Origin of the sequence: Neorhizobium sp. T7_12 (assembly GCF_002968535.1) — a bacterium.
Classification (GTDB): Bacteria; Pseudomonadota; Alphaproteobacteria; order Rhizobiales; family Rhizobiaceae; genus Neorhizobium; species Neorhizobium tomejilense.
This window is the reverse complement of sequence record NZ_PVBK01000011.1, coordinates 1-20,358: the sequence shown is the minus strand read 5'-3', so window position 1 is coordinate 20,358 and position 20,358 is coordinate 1. Positions and strand designations below refer to the sequence as shown.

The 20,358-nt window shown below is 59.3% G+C and carries 20 protein-coding genes and 2 pseudogenes; 10 read left to right on the top strand and 12 right to left on the bottom strand.

What is annotated here, in order from left to right:
- Positions 1-52: 52 nt before the first annotated feature.
- A complete protein-coding gene (locus C5J26_RS21390; RefSeq protein WP_105403620.1) occupies positions 53-1,006 on the bottom strand; it encodes a LysR family transcriptional regulator in 954 nt (317 codons plus the stop codon).
- A gap of 93 nt (positions 1,007-1,099) precedes the next feature.
- Here C5J26_RS21390 and C5J26_RS21385 point away from each other — a divergent pair, with 93 nt between their 5' ends.
- A complete protein-coding gene (locus C5J26_RS21385; RefSeq protein WP_105403619.1) occupies positions 1,100-2,059 on the top strand; it encodes an MBL fold metallo-hydrolase in 960 nt (319 codons plus the stop codon).
- Positions 2,060-2,260: 201 nt separating this feature from the next.
- On the opposite strand, the gene C5J26_RS21380 is transcribed toward C5J26_RS21385, so the two are convergent.
- From C5J26_RS21380 to C5J26_RS21360, 5 genes are all read right to left on the bottom strand, one after another.
- Positions 2,261-3,310: an ABC transporter ATP-binding protein gene (locus C5J26_RS21380; RefSeq protein WP_105403618.1), complete on the bottom strand. Its 1,050-nt coding sequence runs from the start codon at positions 3,308-3,310 to the stop codon at positions 2,261-2,263.
- Complete coding sequence (locus C5J26_RS21375) at positions 3,310-4,356, bottom strand: NAD(P)-dependent alcohol dehydrogenase (protein ID WP_105403746.1); 1,047 nt, start codon at positions 4,354-4,356, stop codon at positions 3,310-3,312. The genes C5J26_RS21380 and C5J26_RS21375 overlap by 1 nt, the downstream gene beginning before the upstream one ends.
- A 5-nt stretch (positions 4,357-4,361) precedes the next feature.
- Entirely contained in the window at positions 4,362-5,180 is an 819-nt protein-coding gene (locus C5J26_RS21370; RefSeq protein ID WP_105403617.1) for a carbohydrate ABC transporter permease, read from the bottom strand.
- Positions 5,177-6,040: a carbohydrate ABC transporter permease gene (locus tag C5J26_RS21365; RefSeq protein WP_105403616.1), complete on the bottom strand. Its 864-nt coding sequence runs from the start codon at positions 6,038-6,040 to the stop codon at positions 5,177-5,179. The genes C5J26_RS21370 and C5J26_RS21365 overlap by 4 nt, the downstream gene beginning before the upstream one ends.
- Before the next feature lie 65 nt (positions 6,041-6,105).
- A complete protein-coding gene (locus C5J26_RS21360; RefSeq protein WP_105403615.1) occupies positions 6,106-7,356 on the bottom strand; it encodes a sugar ABC transporter substrate-binding protein in 1,251 nt (416 codons plus the stop codon).
- Positions 7,357-7,494: 138 nt separating this feature from the next.
- Between C5J26_RS21360 and C5J26_RS21355 the strand changes: the two genes are divergently transcribed.
- Complete coding sequence (locus C5J26_RS21355; protein ID WP_105403614.1) at positions 7,495-8,430, top strand: AraC family transcriptional regulator; 936 nt, start codon at positions 7,495-7,497, stop codon at positions 8,428-8,430.
- 486 nt (positions 8,431-8,916) lie between these two features.
- Here the strand turns inward: C5J26_RS21355 and C5J26_RS21350 are convergent, their stop codons facing one another.
- On the bottom strand, positions 8,917-9,258 hold the full coding sequence (locus C5J26_RS21350; protein WP_342588859.1) for a hypothetical protein: 342 nt from the start codon (positions 9,256-9,258) through the stop codon (positions 8,917-8,919).
- 296 nt (positions 9,259-9,554) lie between these two features.
- On the opposite strand from C5J26_RS21350, the gene C5J26_RS21345 reads away from it, so the two are divergent.
- On the top strand, positions 9,555-9,893 hold the full coding sequence (locus C5J26_RS21345) for a hypothetical protein (protein WP_245437544.1): 339 nt from the start codon (positions 9,555-9,557) through the stop codon (positions 9,891-9,893).
- A 220-nt stretch (positions 9,894-10,113) separates the two neighbouring features.
- Positions 10,114-10,677, top strand: coding sequence for an alpha-ketoglutarate-dependent dioxygenase AlkB (locus C5J26_RS21340; RefSeq protein WP_105403743.1), 564 nt, complete (start codon positions 10,114-10,116; stop codon positions 10,675-10,677).
- A 282-nt stretch (positions 10,678-10,959) separates the two neighbouring features.
- On the opposite strand, the gene dinB is transcribed toward C5J26_RS21340, so the two are convergent.
- Complete coding sequence (dinB, locus tag C5J26_RS21335; protein ID WP_105403613.1) at positions 10,960-12,048, bottom strand: DNA polymerase IV; 1,089 nt, start codon at positions 12,046-12,048, stop codon at positions 10,960-10,962.
- A 175-nt stretch (positions 12,049-12,223) separates the two neighbouring features.
- Here dinB and C5J26_RS21330 point away from each other — a divergent pair, with 175 nt between their 5' ends.
- Positions 12,224-12,532 (top strand): hypothetical protein, encoded by a 309-nt coding sequence (locus C5J26_RS21330; protein ID WP_105403612.1) that lies wholly within the window; start codon positions 12,224-12,226, stop codon positions 12,530-12,532.
- Positions 12,533-12,534: 2 nt separating this feature from the next.
- A pseudogene (locus C5J26_RS21325) lies at positions 12,535-12,787 on the top strand (DNA polymerase ligase N-terminal domain-containing protein); the annotation flags it as partial.
- Between the two features lie 160 nt (positions 12,788-12,947).
- On the opposite strand, the gene C5J26_RS21320 reads toward C5J26_RS21325, so the two are convergent.
- A complete protein-coding gene (locus tag C5J26_RS21320; protein ID WP_105403611.1) occupies positions 12,948-13,889 on the bottom strand; it encodes an alpha/beta hydrolase in 942 nt (313 codons plus the stop codon).
- Positions 13,890-14,426: 537 nt separating this feature from the next.
- Between C5J26_RS21320 and C5J26_RS21315 the strand changes: the two genes are divergently transcribed.
- The 3 genes from C5J26_RS21315 to C5J26_RS21305 are packed head-to-tail and all read left to right on the top strand — an operon-like array spanning position 14,427 to position 16,358.
- Complete coding sequence (locus C5J26_RS21315) at positions 14,427-14,972, top strand: nutrient deprivation-induced protein (RefSeq protein WP_172723927.1); 546 nt, start codon at positions 14,427-14,429, stop codon at positions 14,970-14,972.
- A complete protein-coding gene (locus tag C5J26_RS21310) occupies positions 14,965-15,381 on the top strand; it encodes a phage holin family protein (RefSeq protein WP_105403609.1) in 417 nt (138 codons plus the stop codon). Before C5J26_RS21315 ends, C5J26_RS21310 begins: the two co-directional genes overlap by 8 nt.
- Complete coding sequence (locus C5J26_RS21305) at positions 15,381-16,358, top strand: DUF3618 domain-containing protein (protein WP_105403608.1); 978 nt, start codon at positions 15,381-15,383, stop codon at positions 16,356-16,358. The genes C5J26_RS21310 and C5J26_RS21305 overlap by 1 nt, the downstream gene beginning before the upstream one ends.
- 93 nt (positions 16,359-16,451) lie before the next feature.
- On the opposite strand, the gene C5J26_RS21300 is transcribed toward C5J26_RS21305, so the two are convergent.
- Both C5J26_RS21300 and C5J26_RS21295 read right to left on the bottom strand, forming a co-directional pair.
- Positions 16,452-17,072 (bottom strand): cyclodeaminase/cyclohydrolase family protein, encoded by a 621-nt coding sequence (locus tag C5J26_RS21300; protein WP_105403607.1) that lies wholly within the window; start codon positions 17,070-17,072, stop codon positions 16,452-16,454.
- 456 nt (positions 17,073-17,528) lie between these two features.
- The gene (locus C5J26_RS21295) at positions 17,529-18,317 is read right to left on the bottom strand and encodes a DUF2243 domain-containing protein (RefSeq protein ID WP_172723926.1); all 789 of its coding nucleotides are present in this window, start codon (positions 18,315-18,317) and stop codon (positions 17,529-17,531) included.
- Positions 18,318-19,146: 829 nt separating this feature from the next.
- Between C5J26_RS21295 and C5J26_RS21290 the strand changes: the two genes are divergently transcribed.
- The gene (locus C5J26_RS21290; RefSeq protein WP_105403605.1) at positions 19,147-20,064 is read left to right on the top strand and encodes a hypothetical protein; all 918 of its coding nucleotides are present in this window, start codon (positions 19,147-19,149) and stop codon (positions 20,062-20,064) included.
- A gap of 178 nt (positions 20,065-20,242) precedes the next feature.
- Here C5J26_RS21290 and C5J26_RS33290 read toward each other — a convergent pair.
- Positions 20,243-20,358, bottom strand: a pseudogene (locus C5J26_RS33290) (IS630 family transposase); the annotation flags it as partial.

Genomic DNA, 20,358 nt, shown 5'->3' with positions numbered 1-20,358 from the left:
CGGGCTGCAGGTTCGTGTCCCTTGACGGCGTGGCCTTCAATACACCCGCACGTCACGCTGCAATATCCGCGACGTTGCTCCCGTTCGTCCTCAGCATCGCGTCACGGATTTGCTGCCGCAACCATGCGCAGCCAAGATCGCTGTCCATCTGAAGCGGCCAGACCATAGCCACCGGTGGAAAAGAAAGCGCCAGTGGCACCGGGCTGACCTCTAGTCCCAACAGTGGCCCATAACGGGCCGCGATGCGCGATGATACGGTGGCGATCACCGCAGACGAACGCGCCGTGGCCAAAATCGACATGAAATCGGGTGCTGCCGCCACCACTTCCAGTTCTGCACCCGCATGCTCCAGAGCATCCTTGACGCAGCCATGCAGGCTGTCGGTCTGGGAGATCACCGCGTGTTGTGCGGCCATATAGGCATCAAGGCCTACCGGATTGGAGAGCTTCAGCAATTGCGGATTAAAACAGCACAATACGCTGGACTGATACAGCGGTTCGCAGTGGTGCCGTGAGTCCGGCAGATAACTGCACCCCACAGACAGATCGACGACGCCTGCATCGAGCATCGCGTCGACCTCCTGCGCATCACCACCGCGGGCCAGAATACGGATGCCCGGCGCGATATCCCGCAGACGCGCGGTCAGATCGGGCAGCAGTAATAGTTCCACCTCGCTGGAAAGTCCCAGCCGGAATGTGCGTTGTTCGGTGGCCGGATCGAATGCGTCCGCCGTCAACACGGCCGCCTGCGCCTGCCGCAAGGCCTGCCGCACCGGACCAGACAAGTTGAGCGCACGTGCCGTGGGTTTCATCACCTGTCCTACGCGGATGAAAAGCTCATCCTGAAACAGCGTGCGCAGGGTGGAGATATTGTGGCTCATGGCAGGCTGCTGGATTTTCAACCGCTGGGCCGCACGGGTCACACTCATCTCTTCCATCATTGCGTCGAAGGCAACGAGGAGATTGAGGTCGAAGGAACGTAGATTGAAATGATCGATGACTTGCATGAATGGTATCGATTTGATTGCTGACCAAGGCATCCTTAGCTGATGGGCAGGAACTTGCAAGCCGTTCCGAACCATCACCCATGGAGTAAACCAATGCCATCCCGTCGTTCTATTCTCAAAACTGCTCTAAGCGGCTTGATCGCCGCACCCTTCGTCGCACCGTCAATCGCCTTCGCCAAGGCACCCTATGCCGTTGATCACGCACCTGGTTTCTACCGGCTTAAAATAGGCTCCGCAGAGGTCACGGCCCTGTCGGACGGCACTGTAGCTCTGCCGCTGGCCAAGCTGTACACCAACACCAGCGAACAACATGCGCAGAGCGCCTTGAACGATGCCTTTCTGCCGGAACTCGTTCCAACCTCCGTCAACGCCTTCCTCGTCAACACCGGGGAAAGACTGGTACTGATCGACGCGGGCACCGGTACCTATCTAGGGCCATCGCTCGGCAAACTCGTGTCCAACATCGAGGCGTGCGGTTACAAGATGGATGACATCGATGATGTCGTCCTCACCCATATTCACACCGATCATTCCGGCGGGTTGATGAGCAATGGCAAGCGCACCTTCCCGAACGCCACATTGCGGGTCAATGAGCGGGAGGCCAAATTCTGGCTGAGTGCGGCGAACGCCACGGCGGCGACCGGCATCGTCAAGCAGCATTTTGGCGAGGCGGATCAGTGCGTGACGCCCTACGTCGAAGCCGGAAAATTCGGCACCTTCGCGGATAACGCAGCGCCCGTTCCCGGTCTTGGCTCCATTCTTTATGCGGGGCATACGCCGGGTCACAGCGCCATCACGCTGGAAAGCGAAGGCCAGAAGATTGTATTCTGGGGCGACATCACCCATGGCGATATTCTGCAATTCGACGAACCCGGCGTCGCGATCGAATTCGATATCGACCAAAAGGCCGCCGTGGCTGCACGCGACATTGCGTTCAAGCGGGCGGCGGAAGGCAAATATCTAGTGGCAGGTGCGCATATCGCCTTTCCGGGCATCGGGCATGTGCGGAAAGACAGCACGAATTTCGACTGGCTGCCGGTCAACTACACTTAAGGTCTGGCGACCGGCCTGGGTTGGCTTCATCAGACGTGCAGCTGAACACCTGGAGCCCCTGAACCGCGTCGCGCGTCGCCTGCTCTGAACTCTGTTGAACGGGGCCGCATAACTCAGATATCCCTCAGCACGCTCAGGGCGATATATTCAGAGGCGTCCCGCCATCGACGGGACGCAATCATCGGTCCAACAACAACGATCCTAGTTTAACCTCAGTCCGGTGCCGGGATCGAATACGTGGATGTCGGAGGAAGCCACTTCAACACCAAGCACCTCACCGATTGCAGGCCTAATGTGCGCCGGAACTGAGATGTTGATCTCGTGACGCTCATTTTTCAGACTGATGAGGCGTGTTTCTCCATGAAACTCGTTGCGTTCGACCGTACCGCGAAATGCCTGGGCTTCCTCGCTCACGCGGAATGAGCCGGGCCGGATCCCAACGGTTACCTCTCCCTGGCGAATTCCGCCAGGTGCTGCGAATTTGACGAGGTTGTCGCCGAGCCATTCTTCCGTCAACTGCAATTGCAGAAAGTTCATGTTCGGCGTGCCTATGAACCCGGCGGCGAAGACCGTCGCCGGTGCCTGGTAGATCTCCTCGGGTGTGCCCATCTGCTCGATGCGGCCGTCCTTCATCAGCACGATCCGATCAGCGAGCGTCATCGCTTCGAGCTGATCGTGGGTGACATAGATGCTCGTCGTCTTCAGGTCACGATGGAGCCGCGCGATCTCGACCCGGAGGCTGCCGCGCAGCTTGGCATCGAGGTTGGAGAGCGGCTCGTCGAAGAGAAACACCTCGGGCGTCTTGATCATCGCGCGTGCGATCGCAACGCGTTGCTGCTGGCCACCCGACAGTTCTGCCGGCTTACGGGCGAGGTAGACACCCAGGCCCAGGGCCTCAACCACCGGAACGAGCCGGTCGTCGATCGCGGCCTTGCCGACGCCGGAACGCTCAAGGCCAAAGGTTATGTTCTCGCGCACGCTCATATGCGGATAGAGGGCGTAGTTCTGGAAGACCATCGCGATGCCCCGGTCCCCGGGATCGCGGTCATTCATCCTCGCGCCACCGATCAGAAGCTCGCCGCCCGAGATCTCCTCGAGCCCCGCGATCATCCGCAGCATGGTGGATTTTCCGCAACCTGACGGACCGAGGAAGACAACGAATTCATGATCGTCGACCTTCAGGTCGAAATCGCGCATGACTTCAAGTGCGCCGTAGACCTTGCGGATGGCCCGGCATTCGACGATGGCCATCAGTTTCCCTCCCTGTCCACGACGATCTGCAGCTTGACGTCTTCCGGCCGCCCTTCGGCAGCGCGTTCGAAGGCAGCGATCGACTGATCGAAGCCGTAGGTGCCCGATATCAGGGGCTGGAGATCCACCTTGCCGGCGGCAATCAGGGCGAGGGCACGGTCAAAGACGTTGGCGTAGCGGAAGACCGTTTCGATGCGGCATTCGCGGAAGCAGGCCGCTGCAAGGTCGACTGCGACGGGTTCCGGCGGCAGGCCAACGAGCACGACGGTGCCACCTGGCCTGACCACCTTGAACAGATCGCGGATTGCTGCCGGCGCGCCGGAGCATTCAAAGACGATGTCTGCCCCCCAGCCTTCGGTCGCGTCGTTGACCGTCTCAATGAGATCTACCTGCCTGAGATTGACACCGGTGATGCCGCCATAGCTTTCGGCAAGCTTCAGCTTCGTCTCGGAAATGTCCGAGATCAGGACGCGCGAGCAGCCGCCGGCAAGCGCCGCCAGCGCCACCATGATGCCGATCGTGCCGCAACCGGTGACCACCGCCGTGTCGCCAGGGGTGATTTTCGCCCGGGCAGCCGCCTGCATGCCGACGGCGAAAGGTTCGACCATGGCGCCTTCGGCAAACGAGACATTGTCCGGCAGCTTGTAGGTGAAGCTTGCCGGATGCACAGTCTCGGGGCAGAGCACGCCATGCACGGGCGGCGTTGCCCAGAAGGTGACGGCGGGATCGACATTGTAAATGCCAAGCCGCGAGGCCCGCGACTTGGGATCGGGGATGCCAGGCTCCATGCAGACACGGTCTCCAGGCTTCAGATGGGTGACGTTGGCACCGATTTCCGTGACGGTTCCAGCTGCCTCATGGCCGAGAACCATGGGCTCGTTGACGATGAAGTCACCGATGCGGCCATGGGTGTAATAATGCACGTCGCTACCGCAGACTCCGACTGTGTGTATGCGGATGCGAACGTCGTCCGGTCCCATCTGCTGTGGCAGTTCGATGTCGCGCAGGGAAAGTTCGCCGACACGTTCGAGGACAAGTGCTTTCATGAAGGTCAACCTTGATCAGTTTTCTTGGAGAATGCGGCGTTGAGCCCACCGGCAAGGACCCCGAGAAGGATCAGCGGTGGCAGAGACAAAAGGACGACGGCAGCGTTCAGGATGCCCCAGGGCACGTTCATGCCGAGCTGCGACATTTCGGAGGCGATGATCGGCAGGGTCTTCGCCTTCGAGGTCGTGAGCATCATGGCAAGCAGAAACTCGTTCCAGACCAGGACGAAGGAGAAGGCGATGGCGCCGAAGACCTGGAAACGGGCGATCGGCAGCGCGACGCGGAAGAAGGTCGCGTATGGGCCAAGTCCGTCGACACGGGCGGCCTCCTCGACATGTAGGCTGACGCGCTCGAAGGCCGGCACTGACAACCAGATCGTGATCGAGGCGGTCACGATGAGATAGGTCACGATCAACGACAGGCGGGTGTCGTAGAGATCGAGGCCGAGCCAGATGACCAGCATGGGGATGGCGATTGCGACTGGGGGGAGGAAGCGGAGGGACAGGACGAAGAACCGCGCTTCCGCCGTGATACGGTTCTTGAACCGGGCGATCACATAAGCCGCTGGCACTCCGAGGACGGCACCGAGCAGCACGGCGCTCGAGCAGATGATCAGAGAATTGGTGAGCGCCCGTGCAACCGAGCGGCGGTTCAGGACATAGCTCATATTGTCCCAGACCGGTTGGAAGACCAGTTTCGGCGTCGAAACCAGGAGATCTGCATTGGTCTTGAAGGCGTTGAGCAAGGTCCATAGCAGCGGCAGCACGACCAAGGCGGCGGCAAAAAGGAGCAAAAGCTTGAGCAGGAGGGTCGAGAGCTTCATCGATTGAGCCTCTTCCAGGTGAAGGTGAAGGTGACGATAGTCAGCACCATCATGATGACGGCCATGGATGAGGCGTAGGAGATCTTGCCCGCTTCGATGAAGCCTTGGGAATAGGCGTACATGTCGAGAGTCTCGGTGGAGATGCCGGGACCACCGCGCGTCATGACATAAACCAGATCAAAGGAGCGCAGGCTTTCGATTGCCTTGACAAGCAGCAGGCTGATCAGCGGCGCCTTCAGCATCGGCAGGGTGACAAAACGGTGAATCTCGAAGCGGGTCGCCCGGTCGATCCGTGCAGCTTCAAGCGGCTGCGGCGGCAGGGATTCGAGAAGCTTCAGGATGATGACCGCGAAGAACAGACCCCATTGCCAGACATCGACGAAGGCGACGGCGAGAAGTGCGCCAAGCGGGGTCGAGAGAATGTCCGGCGTGATACCGGTGAGTTCCCTGACCGGCCAGGTCAGCGCGCCATAGAGCGGGTGAAAGGCGAACTTCCAGACAAAAGCAGCGCAGACGCGGGGCAGAAGGACCGGAATGATGAAGAGCACGCAGAGGATGTTGCGCATGCGCGGGCTCGCTGCCTCGAACATCGCAATCCCAATGGCGAGCCCCGTCACCATGGTCGCAGTCACGCTGATGATCTCCCACTTGAAGGAGACCCAGAGCGCATTGAGGAAGCGGGCGTCCGAAAACAGCGCGAGGTAATTGGCGAACCAGACATAGTCTGCATTGGGGGCCGAAAGGGTGCGATTTTGGAGCGATATGTTGATCGCGTAGATCGTCGGCACGAGCGCGAGCACGATCAGGATACCCAATGTGGGTCCCAGAAAAACGTAGGGCAGCGAGCGGCCGCGGCGCATGGCAAATCCTCGGATGGGAAAAGGGGCGCGTCAACAGACGCGCCCGCTAGAGGGCTCAGGAAGTGTCAGAGCTTGGCGGCGAAGGCTTCAAGTTCGGTCAGCGTCGCCTTGATGTCGGTGCGGCTGCCGGTGATCAGTTCTTCCAGCATGATGCCCCACTGGTTACCCAGTTCCTGCCAGCGCGGATCCTGCCAGAAGGTGACAGTGGTTTTCTCGCCTGTCGCAGCCATGGCGTCGGCAAGGTTCTGGCCGAAGGTCTTGGCATATTCCGGGCTCTGATAGGTGCTGGTGCGCGTCAGTTCGCCCGGCTGCCCTGCGGCGAGGCGACGGGCCTCCTGCTCCTTGGACGTGGCCCAGGCGACAAAGAGACCGGCGCAGGCCTTTTCCTTATCCGTCGCGTTTGCCTTGGACGCGATGGCAAAACCATGGGCGTAGCCGCCACCCGGCAGTGGCGAGGGCGGTACGGAGAAGGCGACCTTGTCGGCGACCTGGCTCTGCGCCTTGTCGACGGACATGCCGCCGAGCGGGGCGGATTCGATGATGATTGCCACCTTGCCGGAGCGGAAAGCGCCGGTGGATTCGTCCCAGGAACCGGTCTGCGTGCCAGGTGCCGAATACTTGAAGAGCTCGAGATAGGTCTTGGTCGCTTTCAAGGCGGCATCCGAGTTGAAGGACGGCTTGCCGTCCTTGAACCACTCACCGCCATTGGCCTTAAAGAAGGGCATCCAGCGCCACACGTTAGCGCCTGAGCCACGTTGGCCGCGCAGGGCGGTTCCGTAGACGCCGTTCGCCGGGTCATGCAGCTTCTGTACGGCCGCGAGATATTCGTCCCACGTCTTTGGTGGCGCAATGCCGGCCTTTTTCAGGAGATCGGTGCGGTAGACCATCAGGTCGCCGCCGCCCTGCACCGGCGCAAACCACTGCTTGCCATTATAGGTGGCTGCAGCCCGCATGCCGGCATCGAAGTCGTTGTAGTCATATTCGGCCGGGTAAAAGCCCCCGAGGGGGACGATCCAGCCGGACGAGGCAAAAAGTGCGAGGTTAGCTTCATCGACGTAGTAAACGTCAAAGCTGCCAACGGTCGAGGCGTCGGCCTGCGACTTTGCGCGGCGGTCATTTTCGTTGAGATAGCTGATCTCGAAGCCCGCGCCCGAGAGCTCTTCGAACTCGTCCACATAGTCCTCGAGAAGTGTGAGACCGTCACGCGGCTGTGCCAGGACGCGCACGTCGTCGGTGCATTGTGCGGCGGCAAGAGCATTGGATGCGGCAAGCATGGCGATGACCGCGCAACCGGCACGGAGAGCATTGAGTGTCATGATTTCCTCCCTCAGATGGTAAACTCCCTTACCATCGACAGGGGGCATTTTTGCGCAGGCTATCAGCGCGAACTAGTTTGTCTTCGTCGCAGAACTAGTATTATTTTGACATCTGTGCGCAACAACATGAGTCTGTGAATGCCTATTGCATCAGATTTTCCGCAGTCGATCTCCGAAACCTTCACTGCCACGCGCGAGCAGATCGTCCTGCCAGGAGGCGCCTCCTATCTGATCCGGCGGGACGACTATCCCAATCCGATCTGCATCTGGAACTATCATCCGGAATGGGAGATCCATTTCATCCCGGGTGCGAGTGGCTTCGCCTACGTCGGTGACTATATTGGCCCCTTTCGGCCGGGACACCTCATGCTCACGGGCACCAATCTGCCGCATAATTGGATTACACCCGGCGCACCGGAGATCCCCGGCCGCGACCTGGTCCTACAATTCGACGCGGATGCCCTGATTGGCGTCCGTGCGATCTGTCCCGAGTTTGACGTGCTCCATCGACTGAAGCCACTCGCTCAGCGCGGGATTGAGGTTTTGGGTCCAGAGGCCTTCGCCATCGGGGCCAAGATCCTTGAACTGCACGCCGTCGGCCACCGGGGCGGACTAGGGCTCTTTCTGGAAATTCTGCAGGACATCGAGGCTGCATCGCCGAAGCGCCTGCTTGCGAGCGAACACTTTCTCTCAGTCTATAATCAGGTGTCGGACCGCAGGCACCGTCGGATCGACCAGGCGATACAGATCCTGCAATCGAATCCCGGCGCGCAGATGCACGAGGTGGCGGAACAGGTCGGTTTCGAGCCCTCTGCCTTCTCGCGCGCCTTTCGGCGTCTCACAGGCATGAACTTCTCCGACTACAGCCGTTCGGTCCGCGTCTGGCGAGCCCGCACACTGCTTGCGGAGACAGAGACAACGATCACCGACGTCTGTTTCGAGGCCGGCTTCAACAACCTGTCCAACTTCAATCGCTACTTCCGGATGGAAACGGGCCTCACACCTCGAGCCTATCGCAAGGCCGCGCGCATCAGAGCGAAGTCGGTTATCGCTGGCTCGCTAAAACAAGCCTAAGCCGTGAGAAGAAAGTCATGTACCGACGAGCTGAAGGAAGTGCAGCCATGGCGCGACGTGTCTTGGAGCGGTAGAACCGCTACTTTCTCGACGCGCGAGATCAGGCAACGAAAACCTGAGGGAAAAATAACCAGGGCTAACTCGCCGGCCACATCGTCACTGGCGAGTTAGCCATTCCTGATGATGCTCTTCGACCGGCCGAGCGCACGCCTACGTCCCTCCCTGAACGCGCACTTTCCTCTACCGCAGGCCGTCCCGTCTGTTCATCGAAGATCGGCATCGTGTCCACAAATCATCTGTAACATGGGGATTCCGCCATCAGCTGTCCCTCCTCAGCAAGGGAGTGGAATCGGAGAAGAAGCACAGACGGTTGTGTCTTCCTGTGTTAAAGTCCCCCGCGGTCGCGGGCCGTCTAGGCAAGCTTTGCAAGCGTAGCTGAGGCGATGCCACGCGGCTTAGCTGCCGTGCCTACCTCTGGCCCCATGATCAAGCTCCATTGACATGGTCATTCTCGATCTGAAAAACTTTTATGATGGTAGAGCAGTTCGGGTCGCCTTCGTCGAGAAGCTGTACCGGCGAGATCCAGCCGACTGCAACGCTCACGGCCGTAGCGACCGCCCAACCGGGTTCTTCGCCGGCGCGTTGCAAAAGCCGCGGTCCATGTGACTCGACGCACTGGCGAGATTGCTGGATTGCGGCTACGGGAGCATTGGCGCGTTCCAGATGCGCGCTTATCTCAGCCTGAAGAGGATCGATGACAAAAAGAGCGAACAGCCAGGCTGCGATATCCGAGATCATCAAAAAACCTATCACTGGTTCGGCAAACATGTCGGAAACGGTCCGACATCACGAAAGCGCCGAAGACTTCGCCAGAGGGGCCCGGACCAAGGGTCGTTGTTAAAATAGATAGTGTTCGCTAGCGTTCAAGGCTCGCCGGTCGACGACCAGTATGGCAACGCCTTTCGTATGTTCGGTTGGCGGCGGTGGCCTTCCTCCCAACGCCCGCCAACTCGCCACTGGCCTTAGGTGAGCCTAATGCATGCACGGAATACATGGCGGCCATGATTTGCTCGCTTGCTCTCGGCACCCCATATACTCTGAGACTATCCAGGTGAGTTTCAAGTATGATGCCGTTCCGTCGCCGCCAGTGGCTGAGCGACGGCGTGCGCGAAGGAGACAGCATGGAAGAAATTGCCAAAACCCTTGTAGAAATGGATCCCGTCGAGCGGTTCCAACTGCTTGACACCGTCACCGACGCGCTGAGGCAAGCTGCTGGTCAAGCCGAAGAACAGGGCGACACTTGCTTCGCCGCCAATTCGAGATGTCTGGCGGGTTCGATCGTAGGATGCGCTAATGATCCGGAAGGAGAAAACCTAGCGGCCGCCGAGCTTTTGCTGAGGCAGGGCGTCATGCTCCTGCACTTATATTCGAACAGGTCGAACGCGCGGTCCGTGCTTCATTAGGTCAATCCGCGAACTGTGCGAGCAGAGCTCCGGGAACCGAGTACATTTCCCTCGGTTTGGAGGCGATGAAACCGATCCGACCGCACCAGCCCATCCATCCGTGCGCAACCAAACCGATGACTTCCAAGACGACACCGGCGTGACAGACGAGATCATCGTCGTGGTTCAGGCTCAGTCGGCACGTGTCTAACGTAAACTCCGAAGAAGCGCGGTGATGCCCATGCAGGCCGATTTGTTTAAGGAGCAGGCGCCCTTTTTTCCCGCCGGCTTCCGTTACTTGCCAGATGTGGTTCCTGCGGGGATGCAGGCCGACCTGGTGCGCCTTATCAAGGAAATGCCGCTGAAGCCCTTCGATTTCCATGGCTACGAAGGCAAGCGGCGCGTTGCCTCCTTCGGTTGGAAGTTTGATTTCGATACGCAGCGCCTTCGTCAGACTGAAGCGATACCCGACGATCTGCTGCCAGTCCGCGACATCGCTGCCCATTTCGCCGGCATTCGGCCTGACAGTTTGCAGCAGGTATTGGTGACGGAATATGAGCCTGGCGCGCCGATCGGCTGGCACAGGGACAAAGCGGCCTTCGCCCGTGTTGTCGGCCTGTCGCTTCTATCTAGCTGTAGGTTCAGGCTGAGACGGCGAGCTGGTAGCAAATGGGAACGTTTTTCTATATCAGCGGAACCCGGCTCGGCCTATCTGCTGTCAGGGCCAAGCAGGAATGAATGGGAGCATTCCATCCCGCCTGTCGATCGGCTGCGCTACTCGATCACCTTTCGTGAGCTCAGGTGACGCCCTTGCCAGCGAGCGGGAGTGCCATAACAACTTGCCGCCCGCTATCTGAGCGGGTTCTCAGCGCAATTTCGTTTGCGGTTTCGCAAACCGCACGCCATCCCCCCGTCGTCTTCGGAGATGAATTCCACTCCGGCATTCTTGAAGGCGATACGTATCACTCCTAGCGTCGAGGCATGCCTGGACCAGCCTCCCTCCCGATCCTCACATCCAGCGTCGGCTTCAGCTGGAGCGCGCTTTCGGGTCCAACGCCCAACCTCCTGGTTGGACAAGACTGGCGGTCTAAAGCGCCAGCCTTAGCTGCGGTTCCGCAGACGGTGCTTGCCGCTCCAGCGAGGACAGGGTGACGCCGAGCAGACGTATCCCTTTTTTCAGTGGGAAAATCGGCGTGAGAAGCAGGCCGATCAGATCCTGAAAATCAGTGATCGCCGACAGGGGTGCAGGGACCGTCTTGCTGCGGGTGACTTGGGTAAAGTCGGCATATTTGACCTTTAGCGTCACCGTCTTGGCGCCAATGTCATTGGCCTCGCAGTAACCCCACACTTTTTCGATCAGCGGCTGAAGCCCTTCGCGGGCAGGCTCAAAGGCGTGGAGGTCTTGCGAGAATGTGTCTTCCGCGCCGACGGATTTGCGCACCCGATCCGGCTTGACCTGGCGATTGTCGATACCGCGGGCGATGCCATGGAAATACGGTCCTGACTTGCCGAAATGCTCCACCAGGAACTCAAGCGTCTTCTCTTTCAGATCCGCGCCCGTTTCGATTCTGAGCCGATGCATCTTTTCGGCCGTTGCCGGTCCGACACCATGGAATTTATTGACCGGGAGGACTTCAACGAAGGCCGGCCCGTTCCTCGGCGTGATGACTGCCTGTCCATTGGGCTTGTTGAGGTCGCTCGCCATCTTGGCGAGGAACTTGTTGTAGGAAATCCCGGCCGAGGCGTTGAGGCCGGTGACCAGCTTGATCCTGGCGCGGATCTCCAACGCAATCTCGGTGGCGATCTCCATGCCCTTGAGGTTTTCGGTAACGTCGAGATAAGCCTCGTCGAGCGAAAGCGGCTCGATGAGGGGCGTGTATTCGGCGAAGATTTCGCGGATCTGCTGCGACACAGCCTTGTAGACGTCGAAGCGCGGAGGCACGAAAATCAGCTCGGGACATTTGCGCTTGGCAGTCACAGATGGCATTGCCGAGTGAACGCTGAACTTTCGTGCCTCATAGCTTGCCGCTGCCACTACACCGCGGGCGGCCGAGCCACCGACGGCAATCGGTTTGTTACGTAGGTCCGGATTATCGCGCTGCTCGACCGAGGCATAAAAGGCATCCATGTCCACATGTATAATTTTCCGGACCGGGGTTGAGTTCATCTCGTCCATGGCGGCTTTAGGATCACGATAGATCGGCCCTGGAATTCGAGTCGAAACAAAAAGAGAACATAGCAGGCTTACGTGCGATATCAACCGAATTCGACGGCGTCTTCTCACTGCGATCGAAACCAGCCGCCACCGAAGGCATTCACATCCTGTGGAAATCAACATCGGGAGACACCCAATGGCGGACGACAGCACTACGACAATCCGGGCCACTTTCGAAACACGCGAAGCAGCCGATCTTGCCGTCGAACATCTGGTTCAGCAGCACGGCATATCGAGGCCGGACATCTTTATTCAGTCGGCAACCGACCGCAATTCCGTCGGCTCGGCGCCGTCGGGCGGCGATGTCTCCCATGAAGAGGGCGCCCGTCGCGACGTGCCTCTCGAAGGCGAGATCGAGGTCTCGGTGGATATCGCATCCAGCCAAGTCACCGCCGTCGAGCGCAGTCTTGGAGACGCCGGTGCGCTCCGTGTGTCGAGCCGCTGAGCATGGGCGACAATCTCTCAAAATACCGTGCCAAGCGTGATTTCAAGAAGACCAGCGAGCCGAGAAGCGAGGCGCAGGTCAAGCCGTCGGACCGCCGGCGGTGCGTTATCCGGAGGCACGACGCCACACGGCTCCATTATGATCTGAGGCTCGAACTTGACGGAGTTGTTTAAGTCCAGGGCAGTAACCAAAGGGCCGTCGCTTGATACCCACGACAAGCGACTGGCAGTCGAGGTCGAAGATCACGCGCTCGACTAACCTTGTTTCATTTGCAGTTTTCCGCGTAGGCTTCTACTCGTTTGAAAATCTCAACCGTGAGAATTCTCCAGGCTTGAAGGCCGGTAACCATTTCAGATCAGCCTAGTGAACCGGTAAGGCCATAACGCTACTTCAACTGGAATATTACCGGCTGGGTTTACGACAATGTCCGGTTGATCCAGTCCGCCATGAATTGCCGGGTTTTAGCAGCCAGCCGGGTCGGTAGCCGTTCGAAGCCATGAGGGCCTTCGGGCACGACAAGGAGGTCCGACCTGCCGGCTTGGCGTTGCCAGCGGTCATGCATGCGGATGGTATCCTCTACTATGGGATCAAGCGCTCCCGCAATGAATAGGGCAGGGGGCATTGCTGACAGATCCGCGAAAACTGGCGAAAGGTCCGCGTCGGACGCTAAATTGGCGGTCAATCTGTCGAGGTTCCTCTCAGCCGATTTGGGCTCGATGATCAGACTGCCCTTCGCTGTCCTGAGGCTTTTCGATCCGCCCAGGTCGAAGGCTCCGCACAACGAGACAAATCCGGCTACCTCTTCGAGCGAGCGATGTCTGGCGAGGCGGGTCAGCGCACACGCGGCAAGGTGTGCACCAGAAGATTCGCCTTCGATGATCAGCTGATGCGTTTGGAAGTCCGCAACATGATCCAGGGCCCACCCGGTGATGGCGACGGCGTCCTCTATCGTCCGCTCAAGATCGTCATCCACCGCAAGATGAAAATCGCCGCTGGCGACGGTGACGCCGCACGATTTCGCCATCCGCATGTTCCAGCCATCGTCGAGCCGGGAATTGCCCAAGACCCACGCCCCACCGTGAAAGTGCAGGAGAAGAGCTTTGACTATCGGTCGAGGTCGGAGAATGCGGATCATCGTCTGATGGTTACCGACCGGCAGCTCGATAGTCTCGATCGATATGTCCGGCCATCGACTTCCAGGCAGGAGACGCTGGCCAATCCCGATAACGCTGTCAATCAGCCTGGCGTTCAGCCGTCTGCCCGCGTGGTAACGCGGCATCCATGACAGGACACGGTTGAGACGCCGTGCGCTGGCAAAGTCGCCTGGGTTGAAAATGTCGGCAGGGTCGATCTTCATGGTATTACTCGGGCGGCGGCGCCGCAGACCGCAGGCGACACATCTGTCGATCAACACCGATGACGTGCCTGGGGAAGGGACACTGCCCAATCATGGCAGGCTCCCCCAGAGAGCCGGCAAACCAATTCAGCCCGCCAAAGTTCCGCGTGCCATGCGCATTCTTCCATTCACATCTCAGATGCTTGCTCCTTTCCCTCTGCTTCATGCTGCTCCCAAGAAACGAGCGTTGATGTTTCCCTCAGAGCCTGAGCAGCCGTATCCGGTGTAGGTGAGGTTTGATCCAGCGGGAAATGCCAGCGAAGTTCCGGTCTTGCTGCCGTCAGATCGACGTGCGCCCGTAGCAAACAGCCTGCCCGTTCCTTCCTCGCCCCCGCCCCCAGGAACAATATTACCCGTTCCCGGTTGGAGCTCCGATGACTGCGATGGTTCGCGGTGAAGCCGATTTCAATTCGGGAGGATCCTATGACTGAGACTGGTACGGGCCAGGGCGGCCAGGCCGCTTCGTCCTCGAGTTACGCCGCGGCTAAGGGAGATCGATTGGCTGGCAACGCTGCCGCCGTTGAGCCCTCGGGTGCAGCCGACGACTTGCGGCAGACGCTTTCGGAAGACGTGCAAACAATCAAGGAAGTTGCCCAGGATCAAATTTCAAGCGTCAGCGACAAGGCAAAGGACGCTGCTGCCGACCAGAAGAATTTCCTTGCGAAGCAACTTGCTGGGGTCGCCGCTGCCCTTGAAAAGGTCGGAGGTGAACTCCAGACAGGCGATCAGGCGGATATCGGCCGGATGACCAGAGGCATTGGCTCGAGTATCCAGCGGTTCGCGAACGATATCCAAGACCGAAAGATGAGCGAAGTCGCCGGCATGGCAGAAGACTTCGGGCGCAAACAGCCTTTCGCCTTCCTTGGCATGGCGGCTATCGCCGGATTGGCCGCAAGCCGCTTTCTGACTGCTTCGGCTCGCCGCGGCGACAGCCCGACGGAGAGAACTCCGTCCTTTGCGGCCTACGGAGAAACAGGCGGGGGCAACGCGTCGAACCGGACTCCATCAGATGAGCAAAGATCGGAAGGAAATTTCAATGGCTAGTTCATCGGAAAATTCGTCGCTCCCCCAACTCATCAGCGGATTGGTGGAAGATATAACTGGCCTGTTCCGCAAGGAGATTAACCTGGCCAAAACCGAGGCTGCGGAAAAAATGTCCTCTGCGGTCACCGGAGTGGAAGCGTTTGCAGCCGGATTGGTGTTCGCCATCGCAGCGATCGGTGTTTTGCTCGCGGCGCTGGTCAGGGGGTTGACGGCGTTCCTCGTCACTCGTGGCATGTCGGAACCGAGTGCAGACGCGATCTCTTCCGTCGTCGTCGGAATCGTCGTGGCGCTGGTTGCCTGGGGCCTGATGTCTCGCGGCCTGGCCGCTTTCAGGGGCAACAATCTCAATCTCGACCGGACGTCTGCATCGCTGAAGCGGGATGCACAGATCATCAAGGAGAGAACATAATGGCCCACACTTCGGGAAAACCAGACGCGGCCGATATCGAGCGCGAGATAGAGGAAGATCGTCAGCGCATCGAGAAACGGATTGATGCCATTCAGCAGCGCATGTCACCGGGCCAGTTGGTGGACGAGGTTTTAGCCTATGCGAAGTCCAGCGGCGGTGGCGAATATGTCGGCAATCTTTCGAATGCGCTGAAAAGCAACCCAATTCCGGTCGCGTTGATGGGAGTTAGCCTTGCATGGCTGATGGCGGGTCAAAAAAACACGGCCGGCCCGAGCAGCGATAGCGGCCCCGATTATCCGTTGGCTGTCGTCGAAGGCGGGATCCGACGGATCGGCCCTGTCGAGAGCAACGGCGGCGATCGGTACAGCCACTTCGCAGACAGTACCGGAAGGCGCTTCAAGGCGCTGACGGACGAAGGTGGGCGCCGAGCCGGGCACTTCATCGACGACAGTGGGAAAACGTTTCGGGGCTTTGCAGATGCCTCCGGGCGGCAGATTAACGATCTGCGTGACGAGGCGGGTAAGCTTTTCGACCAGGCATCCGGATGGGCCTCGGAAACATGGCAGGCCGTGTCAGGCTCCGCCGGAAAGATGCGCGACGCGATTTCCGGCGCAGGACGCAACTCGCTGGATACCGGCGCTCAGTTCAACGAGGCAATCCTCAGGCATTTCAAGGACCAGCCGTTGATCGGCGGCGCGCTCGCCTTCGCGGTCGGCGCCGCAATTGGAGCGGCCCTGCCACACACCAGCGAGGAGGATGAAGCGGTCGGCGCGGCGGCCGACACTGTAAAGGACGGGCTGTCGTCCGGGGCGTCGAGGGTATTGGATAGAGCTGAAGACTTGGCCTCGGACGCCGTTCACAAGGCAGTCTCCATCGCCACCGAGGTTCATGACGTGGCTCGCGACAGGATCGTAGAGGAAGCGTCGTCGCTGGGAGGAAATGGTCGGCCCGACGGGGGGACCAAATCCGCGACATGATTTTGCTGAGGTAAGGGCCACGGACAATCTGCCCGGCAACCGCCCTATGAGATCGGCGGTCTCAGTCGGCCGATCCGGCGGTTCATTTTTGCCTTAGTATTGGAAGCCCTGTGGCGCGGCTGCTCTTTTAAGGCCAGCGAATGCGGTGTCGCGGCGCGCAGCAAGCTCTGCCCGCTTCCCCGCCGTATGTTGGCGCATATCGGCCATGCGGTCGGGCTCCAGGTTGATTTTCACGGCCATGATTATACCGGTAAAGGAGGCATTGAGGATTGCGGCTCCGGCGTGGAGATCGCTCGCGACCGAGTGATCCACCAAGGAGGATATCTCGTTCAGGTGTTCTAGCGCCTCGACGATCAGACGGGCTGCATCGAGAGGTTGGGCAGTTGCGCCGGATTCCGCCTCGCGGACAGCGGAAACATCAGCTTGCTTGCCTTCCACGGCGCAGCGGTCCCGCAAAACCTCCATGTAGTTCAAGAAGTTGCTGCGGTCTTGTTCTGCTGCTTGCAAGAGATCGCACGACAGTCGATCGATTTTTTCCACGGCCGCGCGCAAACAGGGATCGTTTATGGGATGATTGGAGACAAGGATGGCCATTTTTGCCATCGACAGTCCCATCAACCCCGCGAGGATTGACGCAGTACTGCCAGGGATGTCGGGGGAGCGTTTTCCGATTGACCCAAGGATATCGTCAAGCGTGCGCTCTGTTTGTTTCATCAGAGCCTAGCCTGCCCCTCCAACAGGTGTGTTGACCTTGCCCGTTCCATTGCAGTCGGGACATCGCGCCCCACCGACCTGGCCTTTGCCGCTGCATTTCCGACATATATTTTCGGCGGAAAACGGGGTTGTGGCGGGTACCTCGTCGGAGTTTCTCTGCTCGTTTCCGGTTTTTTCCAAAGCAAGTCCCTTTCAATCATTTTGGCTCCCGGTCGGGGCATTGACGCTTCTGACCCTGGATACTGGGCCGGCGTGGCGCTCGGTGCGGCACCGCTGCTTCGCGAACGCCGTTCTGCGTCTCGGCGAATAACCAGCCTGCGCGTCAGGAAATGAACTGCAAAAGTGCCGCTTCGTTCCTGTGGGGGCCGCTGATTTCGCACTGAGGTGATTTCGCTTGCTTAAGCAGCTATCGAAATCCGCACCGTCGCCTTTTGCCCTTCTTCGACCGATGGCTTGCTAAGTGGAGGGCGCGGGAGTGGCGCTGAAGCATCCCATGCCGAACACCGAACCACTGACGTAGAGGGCGCCGTAACGGTAGAAGGACCATCCGTCGAAACCGCTTTTTAAGGCGATCGCCCACACGTCGCCATCAGCGTTGCTCCACAAAATCTGACCATTGGCATTTTCCACGGCGGCGAGAACAGCGGCCGGGCTGATGCCCTGCTTGAATACGACCGTCACCGGCCGCGGATTTGACCACGGGGACGCAGCGACAGCGCCCGCCGCGAAAGCTATGATCCCGACGCTCGAGGCTACCGTGTTGCTCAGGCGGCGGCGGCCACCAAATCGGTCGAAGGTTATGCCGAGGCCCGCGCACACCAGACCGAGGACAAGGAACGCCAAGTCCCACAACAGCCAGTTTCGGCTGTCCTCCTTGATGTGATGCAGACCCAGGAGCCAATGGTTCAGGACGGCATCGGTCAGATGCCAGACGCCGAATCCGAACAGCAACGCTGAAGCGAACCGCTTTCCGGATCCGTCCGAGGCGAATTCATAGCGACCGCGCCAGAGTAACCACAGCCCAACAAGTCCAATGCCGTACATTGCGGCGTGGAAAGCCCCGTCCGTCAGCATCCGAAACCGGAGGTCTTGATAAACCTGGCCATCGAGTGAGCTGAAGAGGCTATGCCACTGCAGGATTTGGTGGAGGAGGATCCCATCGAAAAACCCGGCCAAGGCGAGGCCGATGAAGAAGCCGGCAGGCCCGCAGCCGCGCCGCAACGACCGGAAGATGTGGTTCAGCACTACGCGCTCCAAAAACAATGTTAGGCGCGAACAATCCATATCGGCGACAGTTCCATCTTAGAGCAGTTGCGACGCAGAGGCGCTCCGCGCGCCAGTGCGGTCATCCTCTATCTTTGCGAGAGACAACGTTGTTCAACCGAGGAGTTAGAGCCGGAGGTGTCTAGTTGTTTGCGGGCGGCGCGACAGCAGGTGGAGGGTTCGAGGCCGGGGCACCCGAGTTTGGCTGGCTTGGGCCGCGCATCATAAATGCCGCGAGCAAGATTATCACGACCACGCCAAGGAGGCCGATCATTGCATTTTTCCGCATCTGACTGGCCTCAATTTAAAGCAAGCCAGACGGCGCCAGCGATAAGGCAGCCGAGCGCAACGGTCTGCAAGATGTAGAACAGGAATTCGTGCCGGTGGGGCGGGCTGCGGTGCATTCTGATCTCCTCCTGCAGATCAAACCATCCCGCGCATCCAAAGTTCCGGCGGCCCAGTGTAGACGGGACGGTGCCATCGTGGCCAAGGTTTTACCGACAGAAATCGCCTAGCCACCTTGCGGGCGCCGCCGAGCCCATCGAGGTAACCATGTTACACTCGCTGCATGCTCGGCGGTGGCACCGATGTCAAGATCTTCCGAATTTTGGGACCTGTTGTTTTGGACAAGCCTTGCCCTGGGGCAAAAAAATTTACCGCCGTATCGCGCGCGACTGCTTTTCAGCCGGCTGCGGAATATTCCACGAGCCGACCTCTGCTTTTGCCTTGGCTCAGGTTTGGAAGGCGAAGGTAGGGAGATCATTGTCGCGTAGCGGTGGAGTGAGACGGCTGGGACTGATAAGAAAGCGCAATGATCAACGCTACAGAGATACGAGCGCTCGACGTCTCCCCGAAAGTGCCGACCGCGCGGCCCTCTTATATCAGCGCTGCAAGCGGGCTCGTCTGCGTCTGGTCGACCATGTATGTGGTTGCTGATGACGAACTTCACCTCGGGGTGTTTTCAAAGGATACGTCCGAACCTGGCCATCTGATCCGACTGTTTACCGGTGAGCTGCCCAGCGGCAAGGCTGAGCGAAAACGGCAGAAGCCGGACCTTGAGGCGATCACCTTTGTTCCGGCTTTCGACCACCTTCCGCATGGCGCGCTCCTGGTTATGGGATCGGCATCCAGGCCCAACCGCGGTCGCGGGGCGCTGCTGGCACTCGACGCGCATGGTGCGGTCTGCGGTTCACCCCATGAATTTGACATGTCCCCGATTGTCGGTCCGCTTCTCCAAGCGTTCGATGAACTCAATATTGAAGGTGCGGTTGTCGTTGGTAACGAGTTGCGCCTATTCCAGCGCGGCAACAAGCGACATGCCGACAACGCGATCATCCGCTATCCGCTGCGGCAAGTTCTCGATGCCTTACAAAGTTCGCAAGCCGATGCCGTCGCGCCAGTCGCTATCGATCGGCTGGATCTTGGTCTTATCGAGGGAATTCCGCTCTGCTTCACCGACGCCGCAGTTCTTCCCGGTGGAGAAATGGTGTTCTGCGCCGTGGCGGAAGATACTGACGACGCCTATCACGATGGGCGCTGCGTCGGGGCTACGATTGGGATCGCAGACAATGACGGGCATCTGCTCTCCCTTCACCTACTTGACCGGCCATACAAGGTGGAGGGCATCAGCGCACGGCTTGAAAACGACAGGCTGGAACTTCTCCTTGTTACGGATGCGGACGACAACTCGATACCGGCAAAACTGTTGTCTGCATCCATTGCGAAATAGGGCAGGGCTGTTGCGGTCGTGCAATTATTGCGAGTCGATAGCTCGCGAGCGGCGAGACGTATTCCCAAATCGGTGCCTTGGTGCAGCGCCTACTCGGTGGCTAAGACAAGGTCGAGCGCCAAAGCATAGAGCGGAACAATCCAAAGCAAGGTGGAAAAATCCGAAGAACTAGAGCGTTTCACCTTTTGACGGAAACGTAGCCTGCATTTTCGAGATAGTTGGCACATTCATCGGATTGGATCGCCTCGACCAGGTTACCAATGTGCCGCCAGGTTTCGTCGATGGTCCTCCTTT

Bases quoted from the DNA above. Each gene is read 5' to 3' on its own strand.
- C5J26_RS21390 (WP_105403620.1), bottom strand. From the start codon at position 1,006: ATGCAAGTCATCGATCATTTCAATCTACGTTCCTTCGACCTCAATCTC.
- C5J26_RS21385 (WP_105403619.1), top strand. From the start codon at position 1,100: ATGCCATCCCGTCGTTCTATTCTCAAAACTGCTCTAAGCGGCTTGATC.
- C5J26_RS21380 (WP_105403618.1), bottom strand. From the start codon at position 3,310: ATGGCCATCGTCGAATGCCGGGCCATCCGCAAGGTCTACGGCGCACTT.
- C5J26_RS21375 (WP_105403746.1), bottom strand. From the start codon at position 4,356: ATGAAAGCACTTGTCCTCGAACGTGTCGGCGAACTTTCCCTGCGCGAC.
- C5J26_RS21370 (WP_105403617.1), bottom strand. From the start codon at position 5,180: ATGAAGCTCTCGACCCTCCTGCTCAAGCTTTTGCTCCTTTTTGCCGCC.
- C5J26_RS21365 (WP_105403616.1), bottom strand. From the start codon at position 6,040: ATGCGCCGCGGCCGCTCGCTGCCCTACGTTTTTCTGGGACCCACATTG.
- C5J26_RS21360 (WP_105403615.1), bottom strand. From the start codon at position 7,356: ATGACACTCAATGCTCTCCGTGCCGGTTGCGCGGTCATCGCCATGCTT.
- C5J26_RS21355 (WP_105403614.1), top strand. From the start codon at position 7,495: ATGCCTATTGCATCAGATTTTCCGCAGTCGATCTCCGAAACCTTCACT.
- C5J26_RS21350 (WP_342588859.1), bottom strand. From the start codon at position 9,258: ATGTTTGCCGAACCAGTGATAGGTTTTTTGATGATCTCGGATATCGCA.
- C5J26_RS21345 (WP_245437544.1), top strand. From the start codon at position 9,555: ATGATGCCGTTCCGTCGCCGCCAGTGGCTGAGCGACGGCGTGCGCGAA.
- C5J26_RS21340 (WP_105403743.1), top strand. From the start codon at position 10,114: ATGCAGGCCGATTTGTTTAAGGAGCAGGCGCCCTTTTTTCCCGCCGGC.
- dinB (WP_105403613.1), bottom strand. From the start codon at position 12,048: ATGGACGAGATGAACTCAACCCCGGTCCGGAAAATTATACATGTGGAC.
- C5J26_RS21330 (WP_105403612.1), top strand. From the start codon at position 12,224: ATGGCGGACGACAGCACTACGACAATCCGGGCCACTTTCGAAACACGC.
- C5J26_RS21320 (WP_105403611.1), bottom strand. From the start codon at position 13,889: ATGAAGATCGACCCTGCCGACATTTTCAACCCAGGCGACTTTGCCAGC.
- C5J26_RS21310 (WP_105403609.1), top strand. From the start codon at position 14,965: ATGGCTAGTTCATCGGAAAATTCGTCGCTCCCCCAACTCATCAGCGGA.
- C5J26_RS21305 (WP_105403608.1), top strand. From the start codon at position 15,381: ATGGCCCACACTTCGGGAAAACCAGACGCGGCCGATATCGAGCGCGAG.
- C5J26_RS21300 (WP_105403607.1), bottom strand. From the start codon at position 17,072: ATGAAACAAACAGAGCGCACGCTTGACGATATCCTTGGGTCAATCGGA.
- C5J26_RS21290 (WP_105403605.1), top strand. From the start codon at position 19,147: ATGATCAACGCTACAGAGATACGAGCGCTCGACGTCTCCCCGAAAGTG.